The organism is Pyxidicoccus sp. MSG2 (assembly GCF_026626705.1).
GTDB lineage: Bacteria > Myxococcota > Myxococcia > Myxococcales > Myxococcaceae > Myxococcus.
On sequence record NZ_JAPNKC010000001.1, the window covers coordinates 10,179,375 to 10,200,512 of the forward strand.

Genomic DNA, 21,138 nt, shown 5'->3' on the forward strand with positions numbered 1-21,138 from the left:
CTGCGTACTTTCGTTCGCAGCATGTCATGGCCAAAGGGGTGGGCGTGGACCTGGTGCGTCATGGACTGGCCATGGAGTGGAGTGCTGACGCGCAACCGCGTAAACAGGAGGGCCAAAGGGAGGGGCAGGAGCCGATGAAGACGTTCCTCGTGGTCAATCCGCGCAGCGCCAACGGACAGACGGGTAAGCGCTGGGCCGAGATTGGCGCGCAGGTGGGCAAGGCGCTCGGTGACTTCGGCCACGGCTTCACGCAGGGCGGCATGGATGCGGCGCGCATCGCCCGCCAGGCCATCGAAGACGGCTACGAGTGCATCGTCGCGGTGGGCGGTGACGGCACGCTCAACGAAGTCACCAACGGCTTCTTCCGCGACGGCAAGGCCATCAACCCCAACGCGGCGCTCGGCCTCATTCCCCGTGGCACCGGCGGTGACTTCCGGCGCACCTTCGGGTGGGAGCTGGACCTGGACTCGTCCCTTTCGCGGCTGCGCTCCGAGAAGACGGAGCCCTTCGACGTGGGCCGGCTCGACTTCATCAACAACGAGGGCCAGCCGGAGACGCGCTACTTCGCCAACATCACCTCGTTCGGCGTGAGCGCGGTGGTGGCTCGCGAGGTGAACAGCGGCAGCAAGGCCCTGGGCGGCAACTTCAGCTTCGTGTGGGGCACGCTCAAGGGCCTGGTGAAGTACACGGAGAAGAAGGTCCGCCTGTCCGCCGACGGCGGCCCGGAGGAGACGCTCGACATCACCACCGTGGCCGTGGCCAATGGCCGCTACTTCGGCAGCGGCATGTTCGTGGCGCCCGAGGCCGTCACCCATGACGGCCTCTTCGACGTCACCATCTGGTCCGGCTACGGCTTGAGCGACTTCGTCCTCAAGTCGAAGGGCGTCTACAACGGCAACCACGTGACGTGGAAGGGCACGCGCCGGCTGCGCTGCCGCACCCTGCGCGCCGAGCCCATGGAGGGCGAGGACGTGTTCCTCGACGTGGACGGCGAGACGCCGGGGCGCCTGCCGTGCACCATGACGCTCATTCCCGGCGCCATCCGCCTCAAGGTGTAGCCGCGACTTCCCGCGAGGCCACGGGCCGGGGCTTCGGGGCGAAGCGCCGCTTGTAGTAGCGCTCCCACAGCTTCAGTCCCGTGACGCCCACCACGGTGGGCCCGAGGAACAGCGCGAGCTGCGTGCCGTTGATGCCGAAGTGCCTCGCATTCACGACGAGGACGGCCGTCACGGTGCCGATGCCCGAGGCCACCATGGCGCCCATGTGCTCGAACCACCAGTGCATCCGCTCCTGGGGCGGGCGCAGCCAGTAGCGGAGCCCGGCGGAGCCCGCGTAGATGCCCACCGGCGCGAAGCCCCACAGGAGCGGCTGCTGGACGACCACGCCCCAGGCGAAGGTGAAGAGCCCCATTGCGAGCACCAGCGCGGACAGGCCCACATCCAGCGGGTGGTGGTGCGCCCCGGTGCGCGTCTTCGCCCGTAGCACGCGCACGCCCATGGACGAGGAGGCCGCGCTCTGCACCGCCAGGTAGGTGAAGAAGAGGGCCACGGGCTCCTCCAGCGGCGCCTGCACGAAGCGCCACCCGGCGATGACCAGCGCGGACAGCGCCACCGCCAGCATGGCGCCCACGTACACCCAGCCCACGCGGCGGTGCAGGGTCCCGCCCTTGCGCGCAATCAGGGGTAGCCAGAGGGTGATGAACGCCACGACTCCCGAGGCGATGTGGAGCCACCGGGCCAGTTGATAGAACGACATGCGAGCCTCCGACGTACCGCGAGTCCGAGGCGTACGGTACGGAGCGGATCGAGGGCCCACATCTGGCGGAAGTCATACCGGCCGGATGTGACTTCCGGCACATGGCCCGTCCGACGAGCCCCGTCGGTGCTCCTGTCCGCACGCGGCATCTGACGGGGTGATGTGACTTCCGGCACATGGCCCGTCCCCCAGGGGCCCCGTAAGCTCTCCTCCATGCCCACGGTGCCTGGCGTGGCGAAGTCGGCCACCACCCATCGCCTGCTGTTCGTTGCCGGGATGCTGACCTGGGCGGTGGTCGGCTTTCCGAAGCTCGTGGAGTTCGTGCGCGCGCCCTCGCGATGGGCGGAGCCGGCTTCGCTCGTGTGGACGGCGGCGTTCCTCGCGTTCGGCGTGGCCTTCTGGCTCCACGCCCGGGACGAAGAGCGGGGCAGGGTGTCGCTGCTCGCCGTGCAGGCGGTGGCGGCGCTGGCGGCCGTGGCCACGGGGGACAGCGGCCTGGACGGGGCGTTGTTCGCCATCGTCTCAGGACAGGCCCCCGAGGTGCTCTCCCAACGCCGGGCGCTGACGTGGGTGGGCGCGCAGGTGGTGGGCATGTTCACCGTGTTCGCCGTCATCCACCCGGTGGGACGAGCGCTGGTGCAGACGCTCATCTACGCGGGCTTCCAGGGCTTCACGCTCGGCACGGCGCTGGTGATGGTGCGCGAGGCCGAGGCCCGCCGCGAGCTGGCCCGGGTGCACCTGGAGTTGCAGGCCACGCAGGTGCTGCTCGCCGCCCGCGAGCGCGAGGGAGAGCGGCTGCGCATCGCCCGCGAGCTGCACGACTCCGTGGGCCACCACCTCACCGCGCTCTCCCTCAACCTGGAGGCCGCGGCGCACACCGCGCGGGACACGCCCTCCGCCGAGCACCTGCGCCGCGCTCGCGAGGCCGCCCGCACGCTGCTGTCCGAGGTGCGCGGCACGGTGACGGCGCTGCGCGACGCGCCTCTTCCGCTGCTGCCCTCGCTGCGCGCGCTCGCGGAGGGGGCCCCGGGGCTCGCCGTCCACCTGGACGTGCCCGAGTCACTCAGTCTGGAGTCCTCCGAGGCGGCGCACTCGCTGTTCCGCTGCGTGCAGGAGGTCCTCACGAACACGCTGCGCCATGCCCAGGCGCGGAACCTGTGGATTGCGATGGTCCCCACGGAAGACGGCGGGGTGCGAGTGCACGCGCGGGACGACGGGCGGGGCTCCTCCGAGGCCATCCGGCCCGGCGCGGGACTCACCGGCATGAGCGAGCGCTTCGCCCGACTGGGCGGCCGCGTGGAGTGGCGCGCGGCGGCGGGGAGGGGCCTGGAGCTGGAGGCGTGGCTGCCGGCCGCGCATGGGGCGGGGACGTGATTCGAATCGTCCTCGCGGATGACCACGCCCTGGTGCGTCAGGGCCTTCGCGGCCTGTTGGACCTCACCCCGGACCTGCGCGTGGTGGGCGAGGCCGGCGACGGTGAAGAGGCGTTGCTCAAGGTCGCCGAGCTGAATCCGGACGTGGTGCTGATGGATGTGCGCATGCCGCGCATGACGGGCCTGGAGGCCCTCCGCGAATTGCGCCGCACGGACGCGTCCCGACGCGTGGTGCTCCTCACCACCTTCGACGAGGACGCCGCCATCATCGAAGCCCTCCGCGCGGGCGTGCAGGGCTTCCTCCTCAAGGACGTCTCGCTGGAGGAGCTCGCGGACGCCATCCGCCGTGTGGCCTCGGGTGAGACGCTGCTGCCGCCCGGCGTCGCGGAGCGCGTGGCCCGGGGCGTGGCCGAAATGCCCCGCGACTTCCCCCACGCGGACCTGCCGGAGGGCCTCACCCGCCGCGAGGTGGAGGTGCTGCGCCTCATCGCCCGGGGACTGAGCAACCGCGAGATTGCCCAGGCGCTCGGGACGGCGGAGGGGACTGTGAAGAACCAGACCTCCAGCATCCTCTCCAAGCTGGGCGTGAGGGACCGCACCCGGGCCGTCCTCCGGGCCATGGAGCTCGGCTGCCTGTAGGCCGGACATACCACTTGGCAAGTGAGCAGCAGGCGGGGCAACCTGCTGCATCAGGTGACGTCCGGCGTTAGCAGAGAGAGCAGCCATGCCCCAGCCCCGAGGACCCTCCCAGCTCGACCTCTTCACCGGTGCCCCCGTGGAGGCCCCCACCCGCGGTCGCAAGGCGACCCAGCCGGTAGGGCCCGCCCCGGCGGCGGAGTCCCTGTCCGCGCTGGGCCAGCAGCTGCCCACGGGCACCTTCCTCGGCACGTCCTCGTGGACCTTCCCCGGGTGGTCCGGAATCCTCTGGGACCATGAGGCCAGCGCCTCGCAGCTCGCGCGCGAGGGCCTGGCCGCGTACGCGAAGCACCCGGTGCTGCGCACGGTGGGCATCGACCGGACCTTCTACGCCCCCATCCCCGCCAGCGCCTTCGCCGAGTACGCCGAGCAGGTGCCGGACGGCTTCCGCTTCCTCGTGAAGGCGCACGACGTCTGCACCATGGCCCGCTTCCCCACGCACGAGCGCTACGGTGCCCACCGGGGACAGTCCAACGACAGGTTCCTCCACGCCGCCTACGCCGCCGAGGCCGTGGTGGCCCCCTTCGTCGAGGGACTCGGCGAGAAGGCCGGGCCGCTCGTCTTCCAGTTCCCTCCGCAGGACCCGCAGACGCTCGGGGGCCCCGCGCGCTTCGTGGAGCGGCTGCACGCCTTCTTCGCCGCACTGCCCAAGGGGCCGCTGTACGCCGTGGAGGTGCGCAACGAGGAATTGCTCACGGAGGGCTTCGCGCAGGCGCTGTCGGACGTGGGCGTCAGCCCCGTGCTCGCGGTGTGGCGCGACATGCCGCCGGTGGCGCAGCAGGCGAAGCGCACCCGCGCCTTCGAGGCCCGCGCGCTGGTGGTGCGGTGGATGCTGCCGCCGAACCTGGGCTACGAGGAGGCCCGCGCGCGCTACGCCCCCTTCGACAAGCTGGTGGACGAGGACATGCCCACTCGCGACGTGCTCGCCCGGGTGTGCCTGGCGGCCGAGCGGCGCGGGAAACCCGCCTTCGTTACCATCAACAACAAAGCCGAGGGCAGCGCGCCCCTGTCCGCCATCCGACTCGCGGAACGTATTGTCGCGCGCAAGACGGAGGAGGACAGCCCACGGGGCGTCTCCTCATGAACGTCACTTGCCCCTGAGCACGAGTCTTGCTTACGTGGAGTGACATGAAGTCCATGGCCGTAGCCGCGATGATGGTGCAGTTGATGGCAGCCGGGGGCGCAGGCTCGCAAGGCGAGCAGGCGACCGTGCGCCGCGACGCGTCCGCGGATGATGTGGGCAAGCACCTCTCCGCGCTGAAGGGCGAGGTGTCCTCCCTCTCCGAGCAGTTCCGCATCGCGCGCGAGCGCCGCCGGTTGGAGGCGGAGAAGAAGAAGCGCGAGAACGAGGAGTGGCACCTTGGCCCCCAGGCGCCTGCCGCCTCAGCGAGCGAGCGAGCCCCCGCTTCCACCCGAGGGGCCGGAGCCTCCGCCCGCTGAGGACGAGGCAGTAGAAATTCCAATCGATGGGACGCTGGACCTGCACCTCTTCCATCCTCGCGAGGTGAAGGACCTGGTCGTCGAGTACCTCTGGGCGTGCCGCCAGAAGGGGCTGCTCGACGTGCGCATCATCCACGGCAAGGGCACCGGGGCGCTGAGGCGCACCGTGCACGCGCTGCTCCCGAAGTTGCCAGAGGTGGAGTCGTTCCGCTCCGCCGGCGAGGGCGACGGGGGCTGGGGCGCGACGTGGGTGCGGCTGCGGCCGGCGGAAACCGCGGGGACGTAGCGTCCGCGCCCTGTCGGTTTCCCGGCACGGGTGTCATGCTTCCCGGCACCATGCGCTGGGTCATCCGCTCCGAGCAGCAGCGTGCCCTGGGAGGGCTCGCCGCAGACAGCTTCGTCGAGGACGCGGCCACCCGGCTGCGCCGTCACTGGCCCGCGGCGTGTGCGGCCCTGGGAGACGCGGGGCTGGAGGTGCGCATCCGCCACGGCATGACCCTGGCGGCCCGCTTTGACATCCACGACAAGGCCGCCGTGCTGCGCTACCTCAACGCGATGTTCGCGCTGGGCGACGGCTTCGCATCCGACGCGCGCTACCCGTGGGCCGCGGAGCTGTTGGGACATCCACGGCTCGACGAGCACGAGCGGATGGCGCGAGTCTCGGCCGAGGTGGCCGCCACGCTGCGCGCAGGGGAGGTGAAGCATGGATCCGTTTGAAGGGTGGGCGCTGAAGAAGGGCAGTCCGCAGCTGCCGAAGCCGCTCCCGATGCCGGAGCCGCTGGCCCCGACGGACGACGCCGTGGAGAGCTTCGAGGCGCTGGACGCCGAGGCCGCGGAGCTGTCTCCCGAGGCCCGGGTGGACTCTCCGGTGACGACGTGCCCGCTGACGTGGCTGGAAATCACCGTCTTCGACGAGGACGGCGACCCCGTCCCCGACGTGTCCTTCGAGGCCTCGCTGCCGGATGGCTCGACGCACAAGGGCACCCTGGACAGCCAGGGCCGGGCGAAAATCAAGGGGACGGACGTGGAGGCGGAGGACGTGGACGTCGAAGTCTCCGTCCGCAGGGCGGAGGATGGCGGCGCCGCGTCGTACTCGCTGAGCATCCGTCCCCGCGCGTCCTCGTCGACGGAGAAGTCCGAAGACGCCGAGGCCCCTTCCGACGATTCGCTGCTGCGGGCCGAGCTGGAGGAACCGGAGCGCTGAGCGCGGCACGCCGCTCGAGCTCAAATCGTGACGCGGACCTCCACGGGCAGGTGGTCGCTCACGCCAGTCGTCTTCCAGTAGGCGTCATGGCACGCCTGGAAGTTGGCCTGGGCGAGCCCCACGCCACCGCCGACCACCACGGCGCCTCCCACTGCCGCGGCCTGGCGCCGGTCCGCCTTCTCCGCGACGACGTTCTTCAGCCGCGCGTGGTGCACGGTGGTGAAGCCCACCGTGAGGATGTGGTCGTACGCGTGCGAGGTGTGCGCGGCGTAGGTGGCATTGACGCCCGGCTGCTTGAGGCTGGTGCGGATGTTGATGTGGCTGGCGAATCCGCCTCCGAAGCCCGTCAGCACCGCCCGGTCATTGGCGTGCCCCGGCCCGTTGTTGGAGCACTGGGCGAGCTGGGCGCCCGTCATGGTGCAGCAGTTGAAGTCGCCGACGACGAGCGCGGGCTCGGCGCCGCGCAGGGTGGTGATTTCACGGATGGTCGCCAGCCGCGCCGTCCCATTCTGTGCATCGAGGTTGTTGGCGGAGCCCTTGCCGGACTGGGCCGCCTGCTTCACCGTCTGGTAGTTGGGCGCGGGGGAGTGGGCCGCGAGCAGCAGGAAGGTGTTGTTGGGGCCCGCCACCGTCACATCCCGGAAGCGCGCCAGGTAGGGCCGGCGCTGATAGGCCTGGGGAAAATGTATCTGCGCGCCCATGGCCGTCTGGAAGTTGCACTGGCCCACCCAGGCGCTGCCCGGATGGACGGCGAGGTGCCCGGGCGTTCCCGCCGCCACCACATTCACCGGGGCGCCGCCCTGCACGCGGCTGCGCACCCGGTTGCCGTTCGTGTCCACCCACCAGAGGGTGCTGCGGGCCGGGTCCATGGTGAGGTCCACCGGCACGTCACCGGCGACGACGGAGGCGGCGTTGTTGCCGTCCATGTCCGCCTGCCAGATGTTGTTGGTGGCCGCGTCGACGAAGTACATCGTCTTGCGCGCCATGTGCAGCGTGAGCTGCCGCGGCTGCACGCCGACCTGGGTGAAGCGGTTGCGGATGTTGGCGCCCTGGAGGTCCGACGACTGGATGGTGTTGGTACCGGTGTCCACCCAGTAGAGCTGCGCCCGGGCGAGGTCGACGGTGAGGCAGTCGGGGCGGTTGAGCCCCGCGGGCGGGAAGTCCGCGTTGCCGTTGCCGTCCAGGTCGCACCACTGCAGCCGGTTGGCACCGGCGGCGTTGGACCAGTAGAGGACGTTGAAGTCCATGTCCAACGCCAGGTCCACGGGCTGCCGCGCGGTACCCATGGGCAGGGCGGGGGTTATCACCGTGTGGTTCGCGCCGTTGTAGTCGACGCGGCGGATCTGGTTGCTGTTGGTGTCCACCCAGTAGACGCGCTGGTTGACGGTGTCCAGGCGCAGGCGTGAGGCGTAGACGTTGGCCGGGCCCAGGTTGGCCGCGCCGCCGCCCAGCAGGTTGGAGCTCCAGAGCTGGTGGGCCGCGCTGTCCACCCAGAAGATTCTGCTCGCCGCCGCGTCCAGGGTGACGGCCGTCGCGTTGGCGCCCGTGCCCTGCGTCGCCACGGCGGCGCCCGCCAGCCCGGCGCGGCGCAGGGTGGTGCCGTTGCCGTCGTACCAGTAGACCTGCCCGTCATCCGCGGCGGCGGAGTTCCAGGGCTGGGTGAGTCCCACGCGCCGCTCCGGCCCCTCGAAGGAGACGGTGGCCGAGTTGTAGTAGATGGCGAGCGTCTCCGCCTTGGCGCCGTTGCAGAGCGCGAGCGGCGGCGCCACCCGCCAGCCCGGGTGGCGGTGCTGGAGCTTGGAGAGCAGCTTGAAGACGCCCAGCACCCCGTCGCCCGCGGCGAGGTCTCCCGGGTTGAGGCTCTGGACGCAGCCGGGCTCGATGACGATGAGGATGTCGTAGTTGGGGCCCGCGGCGGGGTTGACCACCTTGAGGATGCGGTTCACCGCCGCGGCCCTCCGCACGAGGTTCGCGCGGAAGTTGTACATGTTCCAGGAGAGGATGCGGACGGCCATGGCTCACCTCAAGGTCCAGTTGGCTTCCACGAGCGTGTCGTCTTCCAGCACCGCGGTGGAGCGCAGCCGCAGCTGGTTCGTCCGCCAGCTGTAGTACAGGTGCAGCTCGTCGTACGCCTCGAGCGGGATGCCCGGGTTGTTGTCCAGCAGCACCAGGCGCTCACGGGCGGCCTCGGCCACGTTCAGCATGGGGACCATGGGCGGCCGCGTGGGGTGGCCCTCGGGCGGGTGGCCCTCGGCGTTCGCCTCCATCGCCTGGTCCAGGGAGATGTCCTGACCGGCGAGGCTGGCGAACACGGTGAGGTCCGGCGGGAGCAGATGCGCGTTGAACGTCAGGCCGCAGAACTCGAGCCGCGCGCGAATCTGGAACTGGCCCTCGCCGGACTGGTGGCTCCACTCCCACTCCAGCCGGACGTCCCGGAACCGAAGGGCTCCGTCGAGGAAGTTGAAGTCCGGGACGGAGAAGATGGCATGGGCATCCGTGCGCGCCCCGTCGAGGAGGTCCACGCCCAGCCCGGCCTCGAGCAGCCAGGTCCGCCCACCCACCGCGCCGAGCAGCGTCTGCAGGTGCTGCACGCGGGTGCGCCAGGCGCCGCCACCCATGAGCGGATCCAGCGCCGCCAGCGGCAGCTCCATGGGCTCGCGGAGCATGCTCTTCCAGCAGAGCACTCCTTCGTCCTCGGGCAGGTCCGTCCACACCGGCAGCAACAGGTTGCCCACCTTCAGCAGGCCGCGCAGGTCCGCGAAGTAGTCCATGCCGTTCGCGGGCCGGGGCCGGCTGTAGATTCGCAGCGAGGCGTTCACCACGTGCGAGTCCGCCATCGCCAGGGTGAAGGGGTAGGACGCCAGCTGGACGTCGGGGTGCCCGTCGTCGCGCGGGAGGAACTGCCCCACCAGCACCAGGGGGAACTGAGGCACCACGCCAGCCCACAGGCGGGGTCCGAAGCGCACGCCGATGGCGAAGTTGGTGCCGGCGCGATAGCCCACGTCCCCCTGGGAGGCGTACTCGTCATGTGAGCAGAGCAAGTAGCGGGGGGTGGAGAACGTGAGGTCCATGTTCTCCTCCCAGGCCATCGACTGGAGCTGCGGGAGCAGGATGTCCTGAGGCACCTCGATGGTGATGCGGTACTGCAGCTCCTCGCCTCTCAACAGGAAGCGCGACTTCACCCTCCAGCCGCGCGTGCGCTCCCTGCCGTCGAGGGTGACGGACTTCAGCGGGTCATGCAGCGACGTGCGGAACTGGCTGAGGCCCTTGCGGCTCTTGGAGACGAGCTTGACCTGGACCTCGAGCGGCGGGAGGGCGCGCGCGCCGTCATCCGGCTCGCGGTACATCCGCCGCAGGCGCAACGGCGTGCGCCCCTTCGTCTTCAGCTGCACCAGGTGCTGCTTCCCGATGCGTGAATCGAACTTCTTGGAGAGGTCGCGCCTGCGCAGCAGGGGGGCCACTTCCGGCGCGTGGAGCGTGGGTTCGACGAGGTCGAGGCGGCCCAGGTTCAGCAGCCGCAGCACGTCATCATGGGCATTGCCCACGTGGCTGCCGAGGGGGACCTGCTTCCTCTCGACCTCGCTCTTCAACGAATCCAGCAGGGCGCGAAGCTCGCGCCGGCGGTGCTTCGACATGGGCGGCCTCCTCGCGGTGACGGCGGGTGCTCAGCTCACGGCCAGGGGCTTTTCTTCCAGGCCCTCCTGCCCCACCGCGTACTCCACCAGGGCGCTGCCGTCGGGGCTCTCGGCGAGGTAGCGCTCCACGGGGCCGAAGAGCGTGTGCAGCTCCCGGCGGGTGCACGTGGGCAGGTATGCGCGGAGCACGCGCGGGTCGTAGTAGCGGAAGTAGAGGCGGCGGCCCTGCTCGTCCTCCACCTGGAGGAACTTGCGGAAGTGGCGGCGCAAGTCGCCGAGGCTCGCGGGCGTGGCGACGAAGATGCCCCAGGACTGGCCCCATGCCTTGGTGAGCAGCTCGCGGGTGGACTCCGCGTCGCGGCGCAGGAGGACCAGGTACGGCGCCACCGCCAGCAATTCACGCGGCACCGGCCCCTCGTAGAGGCACACGCAGCCGCGCGCCCACTGCATCAGCGTGCGGGTGACGGCGGGGGAGCGGGCGCCGTCGAGGACGGCGTAGACCTCGCAGGGCGGCTCTCCGAATTCGGGAGGACGCCAGAGCAAATCCAGGACGCGGTCCACGTCCAGCGCGGTGGCGGGGGCCGCCGTCATGCCGCCTTCTTCTTCTGGGCCGCCGCGGCCTTGGCGCACTCCTCACAGAAGGGAATGCCGTCCTTCGCGGCCTGCACGAGTGCGTGGACCTGCGCCGCCGTGTCGATGGGGGCGGGCGCGGGCTGGGGAGGCGGCGCCTCCGCCATGGGCGGCTCCGGCTCCACCTCCGCGACGGGCTCCGGGAAGGACAGGGGCGCATGGCGCGGGCGCTCGTAGGAGAGCACCACCAACTCGCCCAGGCGGAGGGCGCGCTCCAGCCGCCAGCGCAGCCGCTGCGCCTCCGCCGAGCGCCCCAGCCGAGAGAGTCCCATCGGCTCCACGCCGCCGAGGGCCTCGAACAGCGTCCACGCGCTGCCGGGGGCATTGGCCAGCCACCACTCGAGGTGCCAGAGGGCCACCGACTCCGGCACCCGCGCGGCGCCGTCTTCAGGGGCGACGTCGGTGCCCCGGACGAGGAGGTACTCCGCGCTCAACCCACGCAGGAGCCAGGACTTCCGAGGAGCATGACCAGAGGGGGCGGGCGTGGGGCTCATACGTAATAGGGTGATAGCAACCCCTGAGCCAGGAGCCCATACCCTGGTAAGTCCAGAGAATCACGCCCGTCTGGCCACCTCCCGCGTGCCCCGGGGACGCCGGGCGCGTTCCGGGGGGACGCAGGGCCCGTTCCAGGGAGACGCGTGGCCCGTTCCAAGAGGACGTGGATGCGTTCCACCCGGACGGACCAGGGGGACGCGGATGCGTTCCACCCGGACTGCCGCGGGCCTCAGGCTCAGGACAGCCAGAAGTAGGCGGAGGCGATGAGGGAGCGCTTCTCCGTCACCTTCGCCTTCTGCGCCAGGTCCGCGAGCTGCCGGTCCTTGGCGGCGTAGCGCTTCTCCTCCTCGTTGCGGAGGGAGGACAGCTTGCGCCGGTACTCGCGCTCCATCCGGTCCGAGTGGGCCCGCGCCTTCGCCTTGTCCGCCACGTCCTCGGCGGTCGTCACGGCCTTGCGCGCGTCGATCCAGGCCTGCCGTGCGGCCTCCACGGCCTCGCGCGACTCCATGAGGCAGTCCTCGACGTACCGGTCCGCGCGCTCCTTGGCCTTGTCCAGCTCCAGGGCGTTGCGGCGCTCGGCGGCCCGGACGATTTCCTCCTTGGCCGCCACCAGCGACTGCTCCTGCATGAGCTGCACGGACACCGGGGCGGGCTGGCGCCGCTTCTCCTCCTTGGCCGCCAGCTTCACGAAGTGCGCGCCGTCCTGCAGCGGCAGCGCCCGGAAGGCGCCGTCCCGCTCGCGCACGAGCACCAGATGGACCAGCTTCTCCTCCGGCTTGATGCCCGTCGTCTCGAACTTGTAGGCGAACCACCAGCCCTCGCAGCCGGCGAGCCGGGCCAGCCGCGACGGCAGTCCGGACGCGTCCAACTGCAGGTAGGCCACCGCGTCCTGCGTGCGCCCCTTCACCGCGTACGCGGCCTTGGCAATCTCCAGCCGCCCCGAGGTGCGGCTGCCCAGCACGGAGCTGGTGAGCGCGCGCGCCTCCTGCTGCCGCTTGGCGAGGGCTTCCTTCGTCTGGTCCTGCTGCCCGCGCAGCCGCCGCCGCACGTCGCCGTCGAAGCGCTCCAGCACCACCGAGCGCATCTCCGTCATGCGCTTGCTGATGCGGCCCTCCATCTCCTCGCGCAGCTTGTCGAAGGCGACGTTGATCTCCTCCGGCTTCCGGCAGGACTGGTAGATGTCGAGGATGCGCCGCTCGAAGTCGACGCCGCTCTCCAGCGCGCCGAGGATTTCGTCCGACGCGCCGAAGACACCGTCGAAGAGGTTGAGCTTCTTCTCCAGGAGCTCGAACAGGCGCGCGTCCGCCGCGTTCATCCGGTTGAGGAAGTTGATGACCAGCACGTCCCGCTGCTGGCCATACCGGTGGCACCGGCCGATGCGCTGCTCCACGCGCTGCGGGTTCCACGGCAAATCGTAGTTGACCACCAGGTTGCAGAACTGGAGGTTGAGTCCCTCGGCGCCGGCCTCGGTGCAGATGAGGATCTGCGACTTGTTGCGGAAGTCGTCCACCAGCGCGCGGCGCTCTTCCGGCGTGCTGGCCAGGTCACCCGCCAGAAGGGAGATCTTGCCCTTGTAACCGCTCTCCGAGAGGAGGTTGAAGAGGTACTGCTGCGTGCGCTTGGACTCGGTGAAGATGAGCGCCTTCTCCGGCCAGCTGTGCGCGCGCATCACCCCGAAGGTGCGGTCCAGGCCGCGCACGAGCGCCGCGCCCTTGGCGTTGACCTTGATGGAGTCCGCCAGGTCCGCGTACTGCCGCAGCTCCCAGACCTCCTGCTCCAGGACGCGCACGTTGGGCGCCTTGGCCGGGTCGTCGGACCACTCCTCGCCCTCCTCGACGAACTGCTTGGCCTCCTCGGGCTCGAACATCGCCAGCGCCTGCTGGCCCAGCTTCGCCGCCTGGAGGCGCTTCTCGAGGTTCTCCGACAGCCGGCGCAGGGTGGGGGCAATCGCGTACGTCGAGGACGCCAGCAGCTTGCGGTAGCAGAGCGTCAGCAGCGTCTTCTTGCCGGGCTCGATGGCCGCGGCCTCCGAGCGCTGGAGGTATTCGCTGACCTTCTCGTAGAGGTCGTGCTCCTCGGGGGAGGGAGTGAAGTCCTCCACGATGGAGCGGCGGTTGGTGTAGCGGACGTACTCGCGCACCTGCCGGCGCAGGGTGCGTTGCACCACGGGGGCCAGCCGCTCCTTCAATTCGGCGACGGCGGACTCGGACATGCCGCCGCCCTCGTCCACGCGGTAGCGGCTGCGGAAGGCGTGCTCGGGGCCGAGGATCTGCTCGTCCAGCAGGGACATCAGGCCGAACAGCTCCATGATGTCGTTCTGGAGCGGGGTGGCGGTGAGCAGCAGCTTGGGGCGCCCGGCCAGCGCGGCCTTGAGCGCCTGGCCCATCTTGTTGTTGGCGCGGTGCGCGTTGCGCAGCCGGTGGGCCTCGTCGATGACGACCACGTCCCACGGAATCTCCGCCACCAGGGCGCCCTTGTTGGCCGCGAAGGGGTGGGAGCAGATGACGGGGAAGGGCTGGTCGAAGCAGTTGCCGGTGGCCCGCACGGTGCGGCCGTCCACCAGCACGCTGTCCAGGTCGAACTTCTCCCGCAGCTCGCTGTTCCACTGCGCGCGCAGCGTGGCGGGGGAGAGGATGAGGATGCGGTTCTTCCCCTCCGCCATCAGCTGGGCGATGACGAGGCCCGCCTCAATCGTCTTCCCCAGCCCCACCTCGTCGCCCAGCATGCAGCCGCCGCGCGACAGCGAGTCGAGCGCGAACATGGCGCCCTCGACCTGGTGCGGGTTGAGGTCCACCTTCGCTTCCGCGAGCGCGCCGGCCAGCCGCTGCTGCGTGTCCCCACTCTTCGCCAGCAGCTCTTCCGCCAGCAGCCGTTCGTGGAACGGGGTCAACGTCCGTGTGGGCTCGGACTCCACCCGTGACGCCATCGCCGCCGCCGCCGCCGCGTCGACCTCCACCTCCACCCTCAAGCCCCTCGCGCCCTCCGCCAAGACCGTCTCCATCCGTGATGTTCGAGGTCGCCCGCCACAGAGGCGGGCGAGAGAGACGCGCCATTTTGTTGACGGAGACGTGTCTGTAAAGGGGGTCGTCTCCGGAGCCTAGAATTCGGCCTCGGCGCGATTGGCATGCTTCCGCGCGAGCGACGCGTGCACGCGGCTCATGCGCGCTTCATGCAATCTTTCCGCTGGACTTGACGGAAGGACTCAGAGCAGTCCACGCGACTTCACGTCCAGGTACGCGTTGAGTGCGGCCGCGCCGAAGCCGCGCGCGGGGGCCCGGACCACGAGCGCACCGGCGTCTCGCAGGGTGGTGGCGGTGCGCCGGTACTCGGCCTCCAGCCGCGCCGCGGCCTGCCGCGCGTAGGCGTCCTGAGCATCCCGGGGCACACCTGTCGCCGCGGCCTCCACATCCTCGTCCAGCAGCGAGGCGACGACGGGCAGGTGCCGGGGGCGCAGCGCGAGGGTGCGGGTGAGGAGGCTGGCGGAGGCGTCCGGGTCCACCAGGTCCGTGAAGAGCACCACCAGCGCGCGGCGCGTCTGCCGGGCGAAGGCGAAGTCGAAGGCGCGGCCGTAGTCGCTCTCCTCCAGCGCGGCCTCGGTGCGGTAGAGCGACTCGGTGATGAGGCGCAGGTGCTCGCGCCCCTTGCGAGGCGGGAGGAAGGCGCGCACGTCGCTGGCGAAGGCGAGCACCCCCACCAGGTCCCCGGCGTCCAGGCCGACGCGCGCCAGGCGCAGCGCCGCGTCCACCGCGTGGTCCAGCTTGCGGCGCCCCTGCACCTGGCCCGCCATGTGGCGCCCGCAGTCCAGGAGCAGCAGCACCGGTTGGTGCTTCTCCGGCTGCCACGTGCGCACCAGCGTGTCCCCGTGCCGCGCGGACGCCTTCCAGTCGATGTGGCGGTAGTCGTCCCCGGGGCGGTACTCGCGCAGCGACTCGAACTCGCGCCCCTCCGCCGCGCGGCGCCGCTGGGTGCGCGCGGAAGGGGACTCCGAGGCTCGCGCCAGCGCCAGCGCCTCGCGCGAGAGCGCCGTCAGGTCCGGGTACACCTTCACGGCCTGCGCGGCCGGCACGCGGACCTGGCGCGCGCACAGCCCCAGCGGCCCCAAAAGGCGCAGGTGGACATCCCCGAAGCGCGCGTCGCCTCGCGCCGGTGGGGTGACGAAGTAGGTGAGCCGAGGCGGCGGACCCGGAGGCGGCGCGCCACCGGGAAGGGTGAGGGTCTGCCGGTGGCCGGTGCTGGCCACGTCCTCCGGGGGCTCGTCACGTGCTTCCAGGCGCAGGGGGTGGGCGCCGCCGTCGGTCCGCTCGAACTCCAGGTGGACGGGGTTGCGCGTGCCGGAGGAGAGGATGGGCTCCACCTGCCGCCGCACCGTCACCGCGTCCGCGCGGGGGGCGCGCAGGAAGTCCACGGCGCAGAGCACCAGCACCGCGACGTTGACCGCCAGCGCCAGCCAGCCGAAGGCCGGGCCCGCCACCGCGAGCGCGGCCGGGACGAGCCCCGCCGCCAGCAGCGCCACGGCGAGGCCCGTGGGGACGGGACGGCCGGCACTCACCGGGGCACTCGCACCCGTTCGAGCGTCTGCCGGAGGACGTCGTCCACGGTGACGCCCTCCACCTCGGCCTCGGCCTTGAGGAGGAGGCGGTGGTTGAGGACGCTGAAGGCCACGCCCTTCACGTCGTCCGGGGTGACGAAGTCCGTGCCCTGCAGCGCCGCGCGCGCCTTGGCGGCGGCCAGCAACGCCTGCGCCGAGCGGGGGCTGGCTCCCAGGCGCACCCTCGGGTGGGCGCGCGTGTCGCGCACCACATTCACGACGTACTGGATGATGGAGTCGTCACACGACACGCGGGCGGCGCGCGCCTGCAACTCCAGCAGGGTGGGCGCATCCAGGACGCGCTCGGTGGAGGTCGGCCGGCCCTCGCGCTGGTGGAAGGCGCGCAGCATGGTGACCTCCGAGTCCCCGTCCGGATAGCCCACGCGCACGCGCATGAGGAAGCGGTCCAACTGCGCCTCGGGCAGCGGGTAGGTGCCCTCCAGCTCCAGCGGGTTCTGCGTGGCCACCACGAAGAAGTGTGGCGGCAGCGCGTGCGAGACGCCGTCGATGGTGACCTGCCGCTCCTCCATGGCCTCCAGCAGCGCGGCCTGCGTCTTGGGCGGGGTGCGGTTGATTTCGTCCGCGACGACGACTTCCGTGAAGATGGGGCCCTTCACCAGGCGGAAGGCGTTGTCCTGCGGCTGGAAGACGTTGGTGCCGAGGATGTCCGCCGGCATCAGGTCCGGGGTGAACTGGACGCGGGTGAAGAGCAGTCCCAGCGCGCCGGCCATGCTGCGCGCGGTGAGCGTCTTGGCCACGCCGGGCACGCCCTCCAGGAGCACATGTCCGCGCGCGAGGAAGGCCGTCACCAGGTCGGCCAGCACGCGCTGCTGCCCGAAGACGGCCGCGCCGAGCGCGGAGGTGAGGCGGGTGAGGGGAGTGGCGTCGGACATGGTGGCGGAAGACGCTAGCCCGCTGCCGCATGGCGCGGCAGCGGTTTCGTGAAGGGCCTCCCGCGCCTCAGGCGGGCTTGCTCTTCAGGCCCATCAGCGTCCCGCCCAGCGCCGCGAGCGAGCCCAGCACCGCGAGGAAGACGCCGAAGCTGGGCGACGAGTTCATCATCTCCGCGTTGCCGATGGGCGTGGGCACGCGCGTGGTGTCGGCCGACACCTTGATGAAGATGATGCACCAGACGAGGCACAGGAAGCAGAACAGCAGCTGGGCCATCCACGGCACCACCGGGCCCAGCTTCGCGAACGCGCCCTTCACGCGCATGCCCACGGCGATCATCGTGAGGATGGACAGCACGAAGACGCCGACGCCCGTGCTCATCAGCCCCAGCACGTCGCCGTCCGCCGCCGTCTCCTTCCACGGCAGGAAGCACGAGAACAGCACCACCGCCGCGCTCCAGAAGGCAATCTTGTCCCCGCCGGCGAGCAGGCCGAACAGCTCCTTCGCGTCGCGGATGAGCTCCTCCGGGTCCGCGACGGCGTTGTCCCCGCCCCCTCCCCGGGACGGGCGCTCCCATGGGTCTGGCCCCGCGTCGACGGGCTCTTGCGCGGGCGGAGGCGGCGCGCGGCGGGGCGCGGTGGCTGCGCGCGCGGGCCGGGCGGCGCGAGGGGGCGCGGCCCGGGCGATTTCATCCATGCTGCGGATGTTGGTGGACTCCGAGTCCAGGTCCGGCGGCGGCGCCGCGGGCCGGCTCCCCGACTTGCCCTTGGGACGCGCGGGCGCGGCGGGCTTCGCCGGCCGAGGGTCCTCCGCGGCGCCGGTGGACTCGTCGTCGTCGTCTGCGGGCGGCTCGGCGGACAGGAAGGAGCCGTCGATGATGTAGTCGCAGACGGAACAGATGGACGTGTTGGCGGCTACCTTCGAGCCGCAGCCAGGGCAGTTCAGGACCAGCGCTCCCGAGGAGAGAAACGAAGATGCATCTTCGGAGCCCCGGCCCGCGCATGTCAAACCCGCTGCGTCCTAACCCCTGGATTTTCGCGGAGAATTGACCTAGGCCCCAGCGAATGAGCCGCCTGCGCACCGCCCGTGCATTGACTGCCTGCCTCGCCGTCCTCGCGCTGTCCTCCGGTTGTGTCCGCGCCGTGCCCTCGCCGGAGACGGAGCCGGTGGACGCGGCGACCCTGGCCCGCATCCAGGACTGGGAGGACCGCCGCTCGCTGGGAGACGGGGCGCTCCTGGCGCTGGCCACGGACGCGCAGGACGCACGGGTGCGAGCGAGGGCGCAGCGAGCGCTGGCCCGCATCCAGGACCCGGCCACGCTGGACACGGTGGTGGCGGGACTGAAGGACACGGAGCCCGGCGTGCGCGACGAGGCCGCCTTCGCCGCCGGAGAGTTGGCCCTGTCGTGGGAGCCGCTGACGGAGGCGGAGCGCACGCGGCTGGCGGACGCGCTGCTGGAGGCGGAGGGCGCGGAGCGCGAGGCGCGGGTGCGCACGACGCTGCTGGACGCGCTGGGCCGCGCGGGCACGCCGGCGGCGGTGGCGCGGCTGGTGGAGCGGCTCCAGGGCGAGGACGTGGCGGTGGCGGGGCGGGCCGCGCTGTCGCTGGGCGTGGCCGCGCGGCGGGGTGGGGCGGCGGTGGTGGCGGGCGTGCCGCTGCCGCCCGCGGTGGCACTGCTGGCCGCGGAGCGGCCGGTGGAGGCGCGCTACGGGGGCGCGTATCTGCTGATGACGGCGAAGCGGGCGGAGGCGCTGCCCGCGCTGCGCGGCTGCCTCGGGGATGCGGACGCGGACGTGCGCGGCCTGTGCGCGAAGGCCTTCGGCGACCTGGGCGGGCCCGAAGATGCGCTGGTGCTGGGGCGACTGCTGGAGGACGCGGTGCCGCGCGTGGCGGCCGAGGCGGCGCGCTCGCTGGCGAAGCTGGCCGCGAAGTGCAGCGGCCCATGCACGGCGGTGGATGCGTTGGAGGCGCTGGTGCCCCGGGCGAAGCGCGTGGCGCGGGGGCTGGAGGCGCCGGCAGTCGACGGCGCGGATGCGAAGGTGGAGACCCTGGCCCGCTCCTCGGAGGGACACGCGATTCTGGCGCTCACGCAGCAGGGGCTGCCCGACTTCGCCGCGCCCCTCCTGGTCTCACTGCGGCTGGCGCTGGCGGACGCGGAGCGGGGCGCGGCCTCGGACCTGGCGCGCACGGACCTCGGGTGGCTGGACTGTCGGCTGGCGGCGGCGCTGGACCGGCAGCGCGGCGTGCCCGGGGACTCGGGCGCCTGCGGCTTCGGCCGGGTGCAGGACGAGCGGCGACTGGCCCTGGGCATCCGCGAGACGGCGCAGACGCAGGGAAAGGGCTCCGCGGACTTCGCGGTGGGCTACCTGAACCACCGGGATGCGCGCGTGCGCCTCGCGGCGCTGGAGGCCCTGGGCGCCCGGCCCGTGCTCCGGACGGCCACGGCGGTGCAGCCCCTCGCCAAGGGCGATGACCTGGTGGTGGCCGGTGCGGCCGCCGCCACGCTCGGGAAGATCGACGCCAGGGGATTCGTACCCGTGGTGGAGAGCCTCGCCGACCGCGTGCCGAAGGAGCCGGGAGACCTGGCCGAGCCGGTGGCCGGCGCGCTCGTCGCCCTCCAGGGAAGCGCCGCGGAGCCGCGCTTCCGCGAGTGGCTGAAGCACCCCAACGCCAACGTGCGCCGCGTGGCCGCCGAGGCCCTCACGCAGCTCACGGGCCAGCCCGTGCGCTCCGAGCGCGTGGAGCTCCCGGCCGACACCTTCCGTCCCGAGCCCGCGCCCGCCCGGGCCGGCCTCGTCTTCCGCACCGCCAAGGGCGACATCACCGTGCGCCTGGACGCGGAGGAGGCGCCGCTCACCTCCGGCAACCTGTACGCGCTGGCGAGCAAGGGCTACTTCAACGGCACCACCTTCCACCGCGTCGTCCCGAACTTCGTCGCGCAGGGCGGAGACCCGCGCGGGGACGGGGAGGGCGGCCCTGGCTACTCCATCCGCTGCGAGATGACGCGCCGGCCGTACCTCCGGGGAACCCTGGGCATGGCGCTCGCGGGCAAGGACACCGGCGGAAGCCAGTTCTTCTTCACGCACGCGCCGCAGCCCCACCTGGACGGCCGCTACACGGCCTTCGGCGAGGTGGTGTCCGGAATGGACGTGGTGGACGCGCTCCTCGAGGGGGACATCATCCGCGAGGTGCGCGCGGTGCAGCTGTCGCCGTAGGCCCCGACGCTCAGGCGCCGCTGGCCTTGGCCATCGACGGAGGGCCGAGCGGATGGCCATGCCACCGCCGGTTCTCCGCTTCCTCCATCCCCTCCACCTCCTGGCGGATGCGCTGCCACTCCGTCTCCGGGATGCGCAGGAAGGCCTCCGCCAGCGCCGGGTCGAACTGGGTGCCCGCGCAGCGGCGGATTTCATCCCGCGCCACGCTCATGGGCCGCCCCTTGCGGTAGGGCCGGTCCGACGTAATCGCGTCCACCGTGTCCGCGATGCAGAAGATGCGCGCCCCGAGGACGATGTCCTCACCCGCCAGGTTCTGCGGGTAGCCCTTGCCGTCCCAGCGCTCCTGGTGCTGCAGCACGATGAGCGCCGCCTCGTGCAGGTAGGGCATCTTCGCCAGCATCCGGTAGCCGAACTCCGGGTGCTTGCGCATCTCCACCCATTCATCCGGCGTCAGCGGGCCGGGCTTGAGCAGGATGGAGTCGCGCACGCCAATCTTGCCGATGTCGTGCAAGAGCGCGCCCTGCTCCACCACGTCCAGCGCCGCCCCCGTCATCCCCACTTCCTGGGCCAGCCGCCGCGAGTAGAGCGACACGCGCCGCGAGTGCCACTGCGTCTCCGTGTCGCGGTAGTCCAGCGCGCTGATGAGCCCGTCCAGCAGGCCCGCGGTGCGCTCCACCACCCGGCGCTCCAGGTCGCGGTTGATGGCCACCAATTCCGCGTTCTTCTCCGCCACCTCGCGCGTCAGCCGCTCGTTGGCGTCCACCAGGCGGTAGTGCTCGAAGGCCTGGCGCACGCTGCTGGTCAGCTCGCTCAGGGACCACGGCTTGCCCAGCAGGCGGAAGACCTCGCCGCGGTTGACGGCCTCGGACGCGGTGCGGAAGTCCGCCGCCGCCGTCAGCATCAGCCGCACCGCCTTCGGGTTTCGCTCCCGCAGTGCGCCCAGCAACTCGATGCCGTTGAGGTACGGCATCATGAAGTCCGTCAGCACGACGTGGAAGCCCACCTCGCGCGCCGCCAGCGCCGGGTCGCTGTGCGTGAGGACCTCGTAACCTTCCGCCTGCAGAATCCGGGAGAGCGCGGCGAGGATGAGCACGTCGTCATCCACCACGAGGATTCGGTCCATGTCTGCGGATTCTCCGGGGCGGCGAGCTTGCTCCCTTTATACACGCGTCCCTCGCCAGCAAAACAGGGGCCCCCCGGCGCTTGTGTGCTCGCA

At 71.5% G+C, this 21,138-nt stretch carries 19 protein-coding genes; 9 read left to right on the top strand and 10 right to left on the bottom strand.

Going from position 1 to position 21,138, the window contains the following annotated elements; translation table 11 throughout:
* Positions 1-134: 134 nt before the first annotated feature.
* A complete protein-coding gene (locus OV427_RS39705; protein ID WP_267861434.1) occupies positions 135-1,058 on the top strand; it encodes a diacylglycerol/lipid kinase family protein in 924 nt (307 codons plus the stop codon).
* On the opposite strand, the gene OV427_RS39710 is transcribed toward OV427_RS39705, so the two are convergent.
* Positions 1,048-1,755: a hypothetical protein gene (locus OV427_RS39710; protein ID WP_267861435.1), complete on the bottom strand. Its 708-nt coding sequence runs from the start codon at positions 1,753-1,755 to the stop codon at positions 1,048-1,050. The genes OV427_RS39705 and OV427_RS39710 overlap by 11 nt on opposite strands.
* A 213-nt stretch (positions 1,756-1,968) precedes the next feature.
* Here OV427_RS39710 and OV427_RS39715 point away from each other — a divergent pair, with 213 nt between their 5' ends.
* From OV427_RS39715 to OV427_RS39745, 7 genes are all read left to right on the top strand, one after another.
* A complete protein-coding gene (locus OV427_RS39715; RefSeq protein WP_267861436.1) occupies positions 1,969-3,129 on the top strand; it encodes a sensor histidine kinase in 1,161 nt (386 codons plus the stop codon).
* Entirely contained in the window at positions 3,126-3,767 is a 642-nt protein-coding gene (locus OV427_RS39720) for a response regulator (protein WP_267861437.1), read from the top strand. The genes OV427_RS39715 and OV427_RS39720 overlap by 4 nt, the downstream gene beginning before the upstream one ends.
* Positions 3,768-3,852: 85 nt before the next feature.
* Positions 3,853-4,908 (top strand): DUF72 domain-containing protein, encoded by a 1,056-nt coding sequence (locus tag OV427_RS39725; RefSeq protein ID WP_267861438.1) that lies wholly within the window; start codon positions 3,853-3,855, stop codon positions 4,906-4,908.
* 44 nt (positions 4,909-4,952) lie between these two features.
* Positions 4,953-5,264 carry a hypothetical protein gene (locus tag OV427_RS39730; protein WP_267861439.1) on the top strand — a complete coding sequence of 104 codons (312 nt, stop codon included), beginning with the start codon at positions 4,953-4,955 and terminating at the stop codon, positions 5,262-5,264.
* Complete coding sequence (locus OV427_RS39735) at positions 5,185-5,550, top strand: Smr/MutS family protein (RefSeq protein ID WP_267861440.1); 366 nt, start codon at positions 5,185-5,187, stop codon at positions 5,548-5,550. The genes OV427_RS39730 and OV427_RS39735 overlap by 80 nt, the downstream gene beginning before the upstream one ends.
* Before the next feature lie 35 nt (positions 5,551-5,585).
* Positions 5,586-5,981 (top strand): hypothetical protein, encoded by a 396-nt coding sequence (locus tag OV427_RS39740; RefSeq protein ID WP_267861441.1) that lies wholly within the window; start codon positions 5,586-5,588, stop codon positions 5,979-5,981.
* A complete protein-coding gene (locus tag OV427_RS39745; RefSeq protein WP_267861442.1) occupies positions 5,968-6,468 on the top strand; it encodes an Ig-like domain-containing protein in 501 nt (166 codons plus the stop codon). The genes OV427_RS39740 and OV427_RS39745 overlap by 14 nt, the downstream gene beginning before the upstream one ends.
* A gap of 20 nt (positions 6,469-6,488) precedes the next feature.
* On the opposite strand, the gene OV427_RS39750 is transcribed toward OV427_RS39745, so the two are convergent.
* The 8 genes from OV427_RS39750 to OV427_RS39785 all read right to left on the bottom strand — a co-directional run bounded on the left by OV427_RS39750 (position 6,489) and on the right by OV427_RS39785 (position 17,715).
* Entirely contained in the window at positions 6,489-8,483 is a 1,995-nt protein-coding gene (locus OV427_RS39750) for a hypothetical protein (protein WP_267861443.1), read from the bottom strand.
* A 3-nt stretch (positions 8,484-8,486) separates the two neighbouring features.
* The gene (locus tag OV427_RS39755) at positions 8,487-10,103 is read right to left on the bottom strand and encodes a hypothetical protein (RefSeq protein WP_267861444.1); all 1,617 of its coding nucleotides are present in this window, start codon (positions 10,101-10,103) and stop codon (positions 8,487-8,489) included.
* Between the two features lie 30 nt (positions 10,104-10,133).
* Positions 10,134-10,694 carry a DUF4123 domain-containing protein gene (locus OV427_RS39760; protein WP_267861445.1) on the bottom strand — a complete coding sequence of 187 codons (561 nt, stop codon included), beginning with the start codon at positions 10,692-10,694 and terminating at the stop codon, positions 10,134-10,136.
* Positions 10,691-11,167 (bottom strand): hypothetical protein, encoded by a 477-nt coding sequence (locus OV427_RS39765; RefSeq protein ID WP_267861446.1) that lies wholly within the window; start codon positions 11,165-11,167, stop codon positions 10,691-10,693. Before OV427_RS39765 ends, OV427_RS39760 begins: the two co-directional genes overlap by 4 nt.
* Before the next feature lie 296 nt (positions 11,168-11,463).
* Complete coding sequence (locus tag OV427_RS39770; RefSeq protein ID WP_267861447.1) at positions 11,464-14,229, bottom strand: SNF2-related protein; 2,766 nt, start codon at positions 14,227-14,229, stop codon at positions 11,464-11,466.
* A 201-nt stretch (positions 14,230-14,430) separates the two neighbouring features.
* The gene (locus OV427_RS39775; protein WP_267861448.1) at positions 14,431-15,777 is read right to left on the bottom strand and encodes a DUF58 domain-containing protein; all 1,347 of its coding nucleotides are present in this window, start codon (positions 15,775-15,777) and stop codon (positions 14,431-14,433) included.
* The gene (locus tag OV427_RS39780; protein ID WP_267861449.1) at positions 15,774-16,709 is read right to left on the bottom strand and encodes an AAA family ATPase; all 936 of its coding nucleotides are present in this window, start codon (positions 16,707-16,709) and stop codon (positions 15,774-15,776) included. The genes OV427_RS39775 and OV427_RS39780 overlap by 4 nt, the downstream gene beginning before the upstream one ends.
* Positions 16,710-16,776: 67 nt before the next feature.
* Complete coding sequence (locus OV427_RS39785; protein ID WP_267861450.1) at positions 16,777-17,715, bottom strand: hypothetical protein; 939 nt, start codon at positions 17,713-17,715, stop codon at positions 16,777-16,779.
* Between the two features lie 56 nt (positions 17,716-17,771).
* Here OV427_RS39785 and OV427_RS39790 point away from each other — a divergent pair, with 56 nt between their 5' ends.
* The gene (locus OV427_RS39790; RefSeq protein ID WP_267861451.1) at positions 17,772-19,922 is read left to right on the top strand and encodes a peptidylprolyl isomerase; all 2,151 of its coding nucleotides are present in this window, start codon (positions 17,772-17,774) and stop codon (positions 19,920-19,922) included.
* A 10-nt stretch (positions 19,923-19,932) separates the two neighbouring features.
* Here OV427_RS39790 and OV427_RS39795 read toward each other — a convergent pair whose 3' ends face one another.
* Positions 19,933-21,045 (bottom strand): HD domain-containing phosphohydrolase, encoded by a 1,113-nt coding sequence (locus OV427_RS39795; RefSeq protein ID WP_267861452.1) that lies wholly within the window; start codon positions 21,043-21,045, stop codon positions 19,933-19,935.
* Positions 21,046-21,138 lie beyond the last annotated feature (93 nt).

Bases quoted from the DNA above. Each gene is read 5' to 3' on its own strand.
- OV427_RS39780 (WP_267861449.1), bottom strand. From the start codon at position 16,709: ATGTCCGACGCCACTCCCCTCACCCGCCTCACCTCCGCGCTCGGCGCG.
- OV427_RS39715 (WP_267861436.1), top strand. From the start codon at position 1,969: ATGCCCACGGTGCCTGGCGTGGCGAAGTCGGCCACCACCCATCGCCTG.
- OV427_RS39725 (WP_267861438.1), top strand. From the start codon at position 3,853: ATGCCCCAGCCCCGAGGACCCTCCCAGCTCGACCTCTTCACCGGTGCC.
- OV427_RS39710 (WP_267861435.1), bottom strand. From the start codon at position 1,755: ATGTCGTTCTATCAACTGGCCCGGTGGCTCCACATCGCCTCGGGAGTC.
- OV427_RS39795 (WP_267861452.1), bottom strand. From the start codon at position 21,045: ATGGACCGAATCCTCGTGGTGGATGACGACGTGCTCATCCTCGCCGCG.
- OV427_RS39760 (WP_267861445.1), bottom strand. From the start codon at position 10,694: ATGACGGCGGCCCCCGCCACCGCGCTGGACGTGGACCGCGTCCTGGAT.
- OV427_RS39790 (WP_267861451.1), top strand. From the start codon at position 17,772: ATGAGCCGCCTGCGCACCGCCCGTGCATTGACTGCCTGCCTCGCCGTC.
- OV427_RS39770 (WP_267861447.1), bottom strand. From the start codon at position 14,229: ATGGAGACGGTCTTGGCGGAGGGCGCGAGGGGCTTGAGGGTGGAGGTG.
- OV427_RS39740 (WP_267861441.1), top strand. From the start codon at position 5,586: ATGCTTCCCGGCACCATGCGCTGGGTCATCCGCTCCGAGCAGCAGCGT.
- OV427_RS39730 (WP_267861439.1), top strand. From the start codon at position 4,953: ATGAAGTCCATGGCCGTAGCCGCGATGATGGTGCAGTTGATGGCAGCC.
- OV427_RS39750 (WP_267861443.1), bottom strand. From the start codon at position 8,483: ATGGCCGTCCGCATCCTCTCCTGGAACATGTACAACTTCCGCGCGAAC.
- OV427_RS39755 (WP_267861444.1), bottom strand. From the start codon at position 10,103: ATGTCGAAGCACCGCCGGCGCGAGCTTCGCGCCCTGCTGGATTCGTTG.
- OV427_RS39705 (WP_267861434.1), top strand. From the start codon at position 135: ATGAAGACGTTCCTCGTGGTCAATCCGCGCAGCGCCAACGGACAGACG.
- OV427_RS39745 (WP_267861442.1), top strand. From the start codon at position 5,968: ATGGATCCGTTTGAAGGGTGGGCGCTGAAGAAGGGCAGTCCGCAGCTG.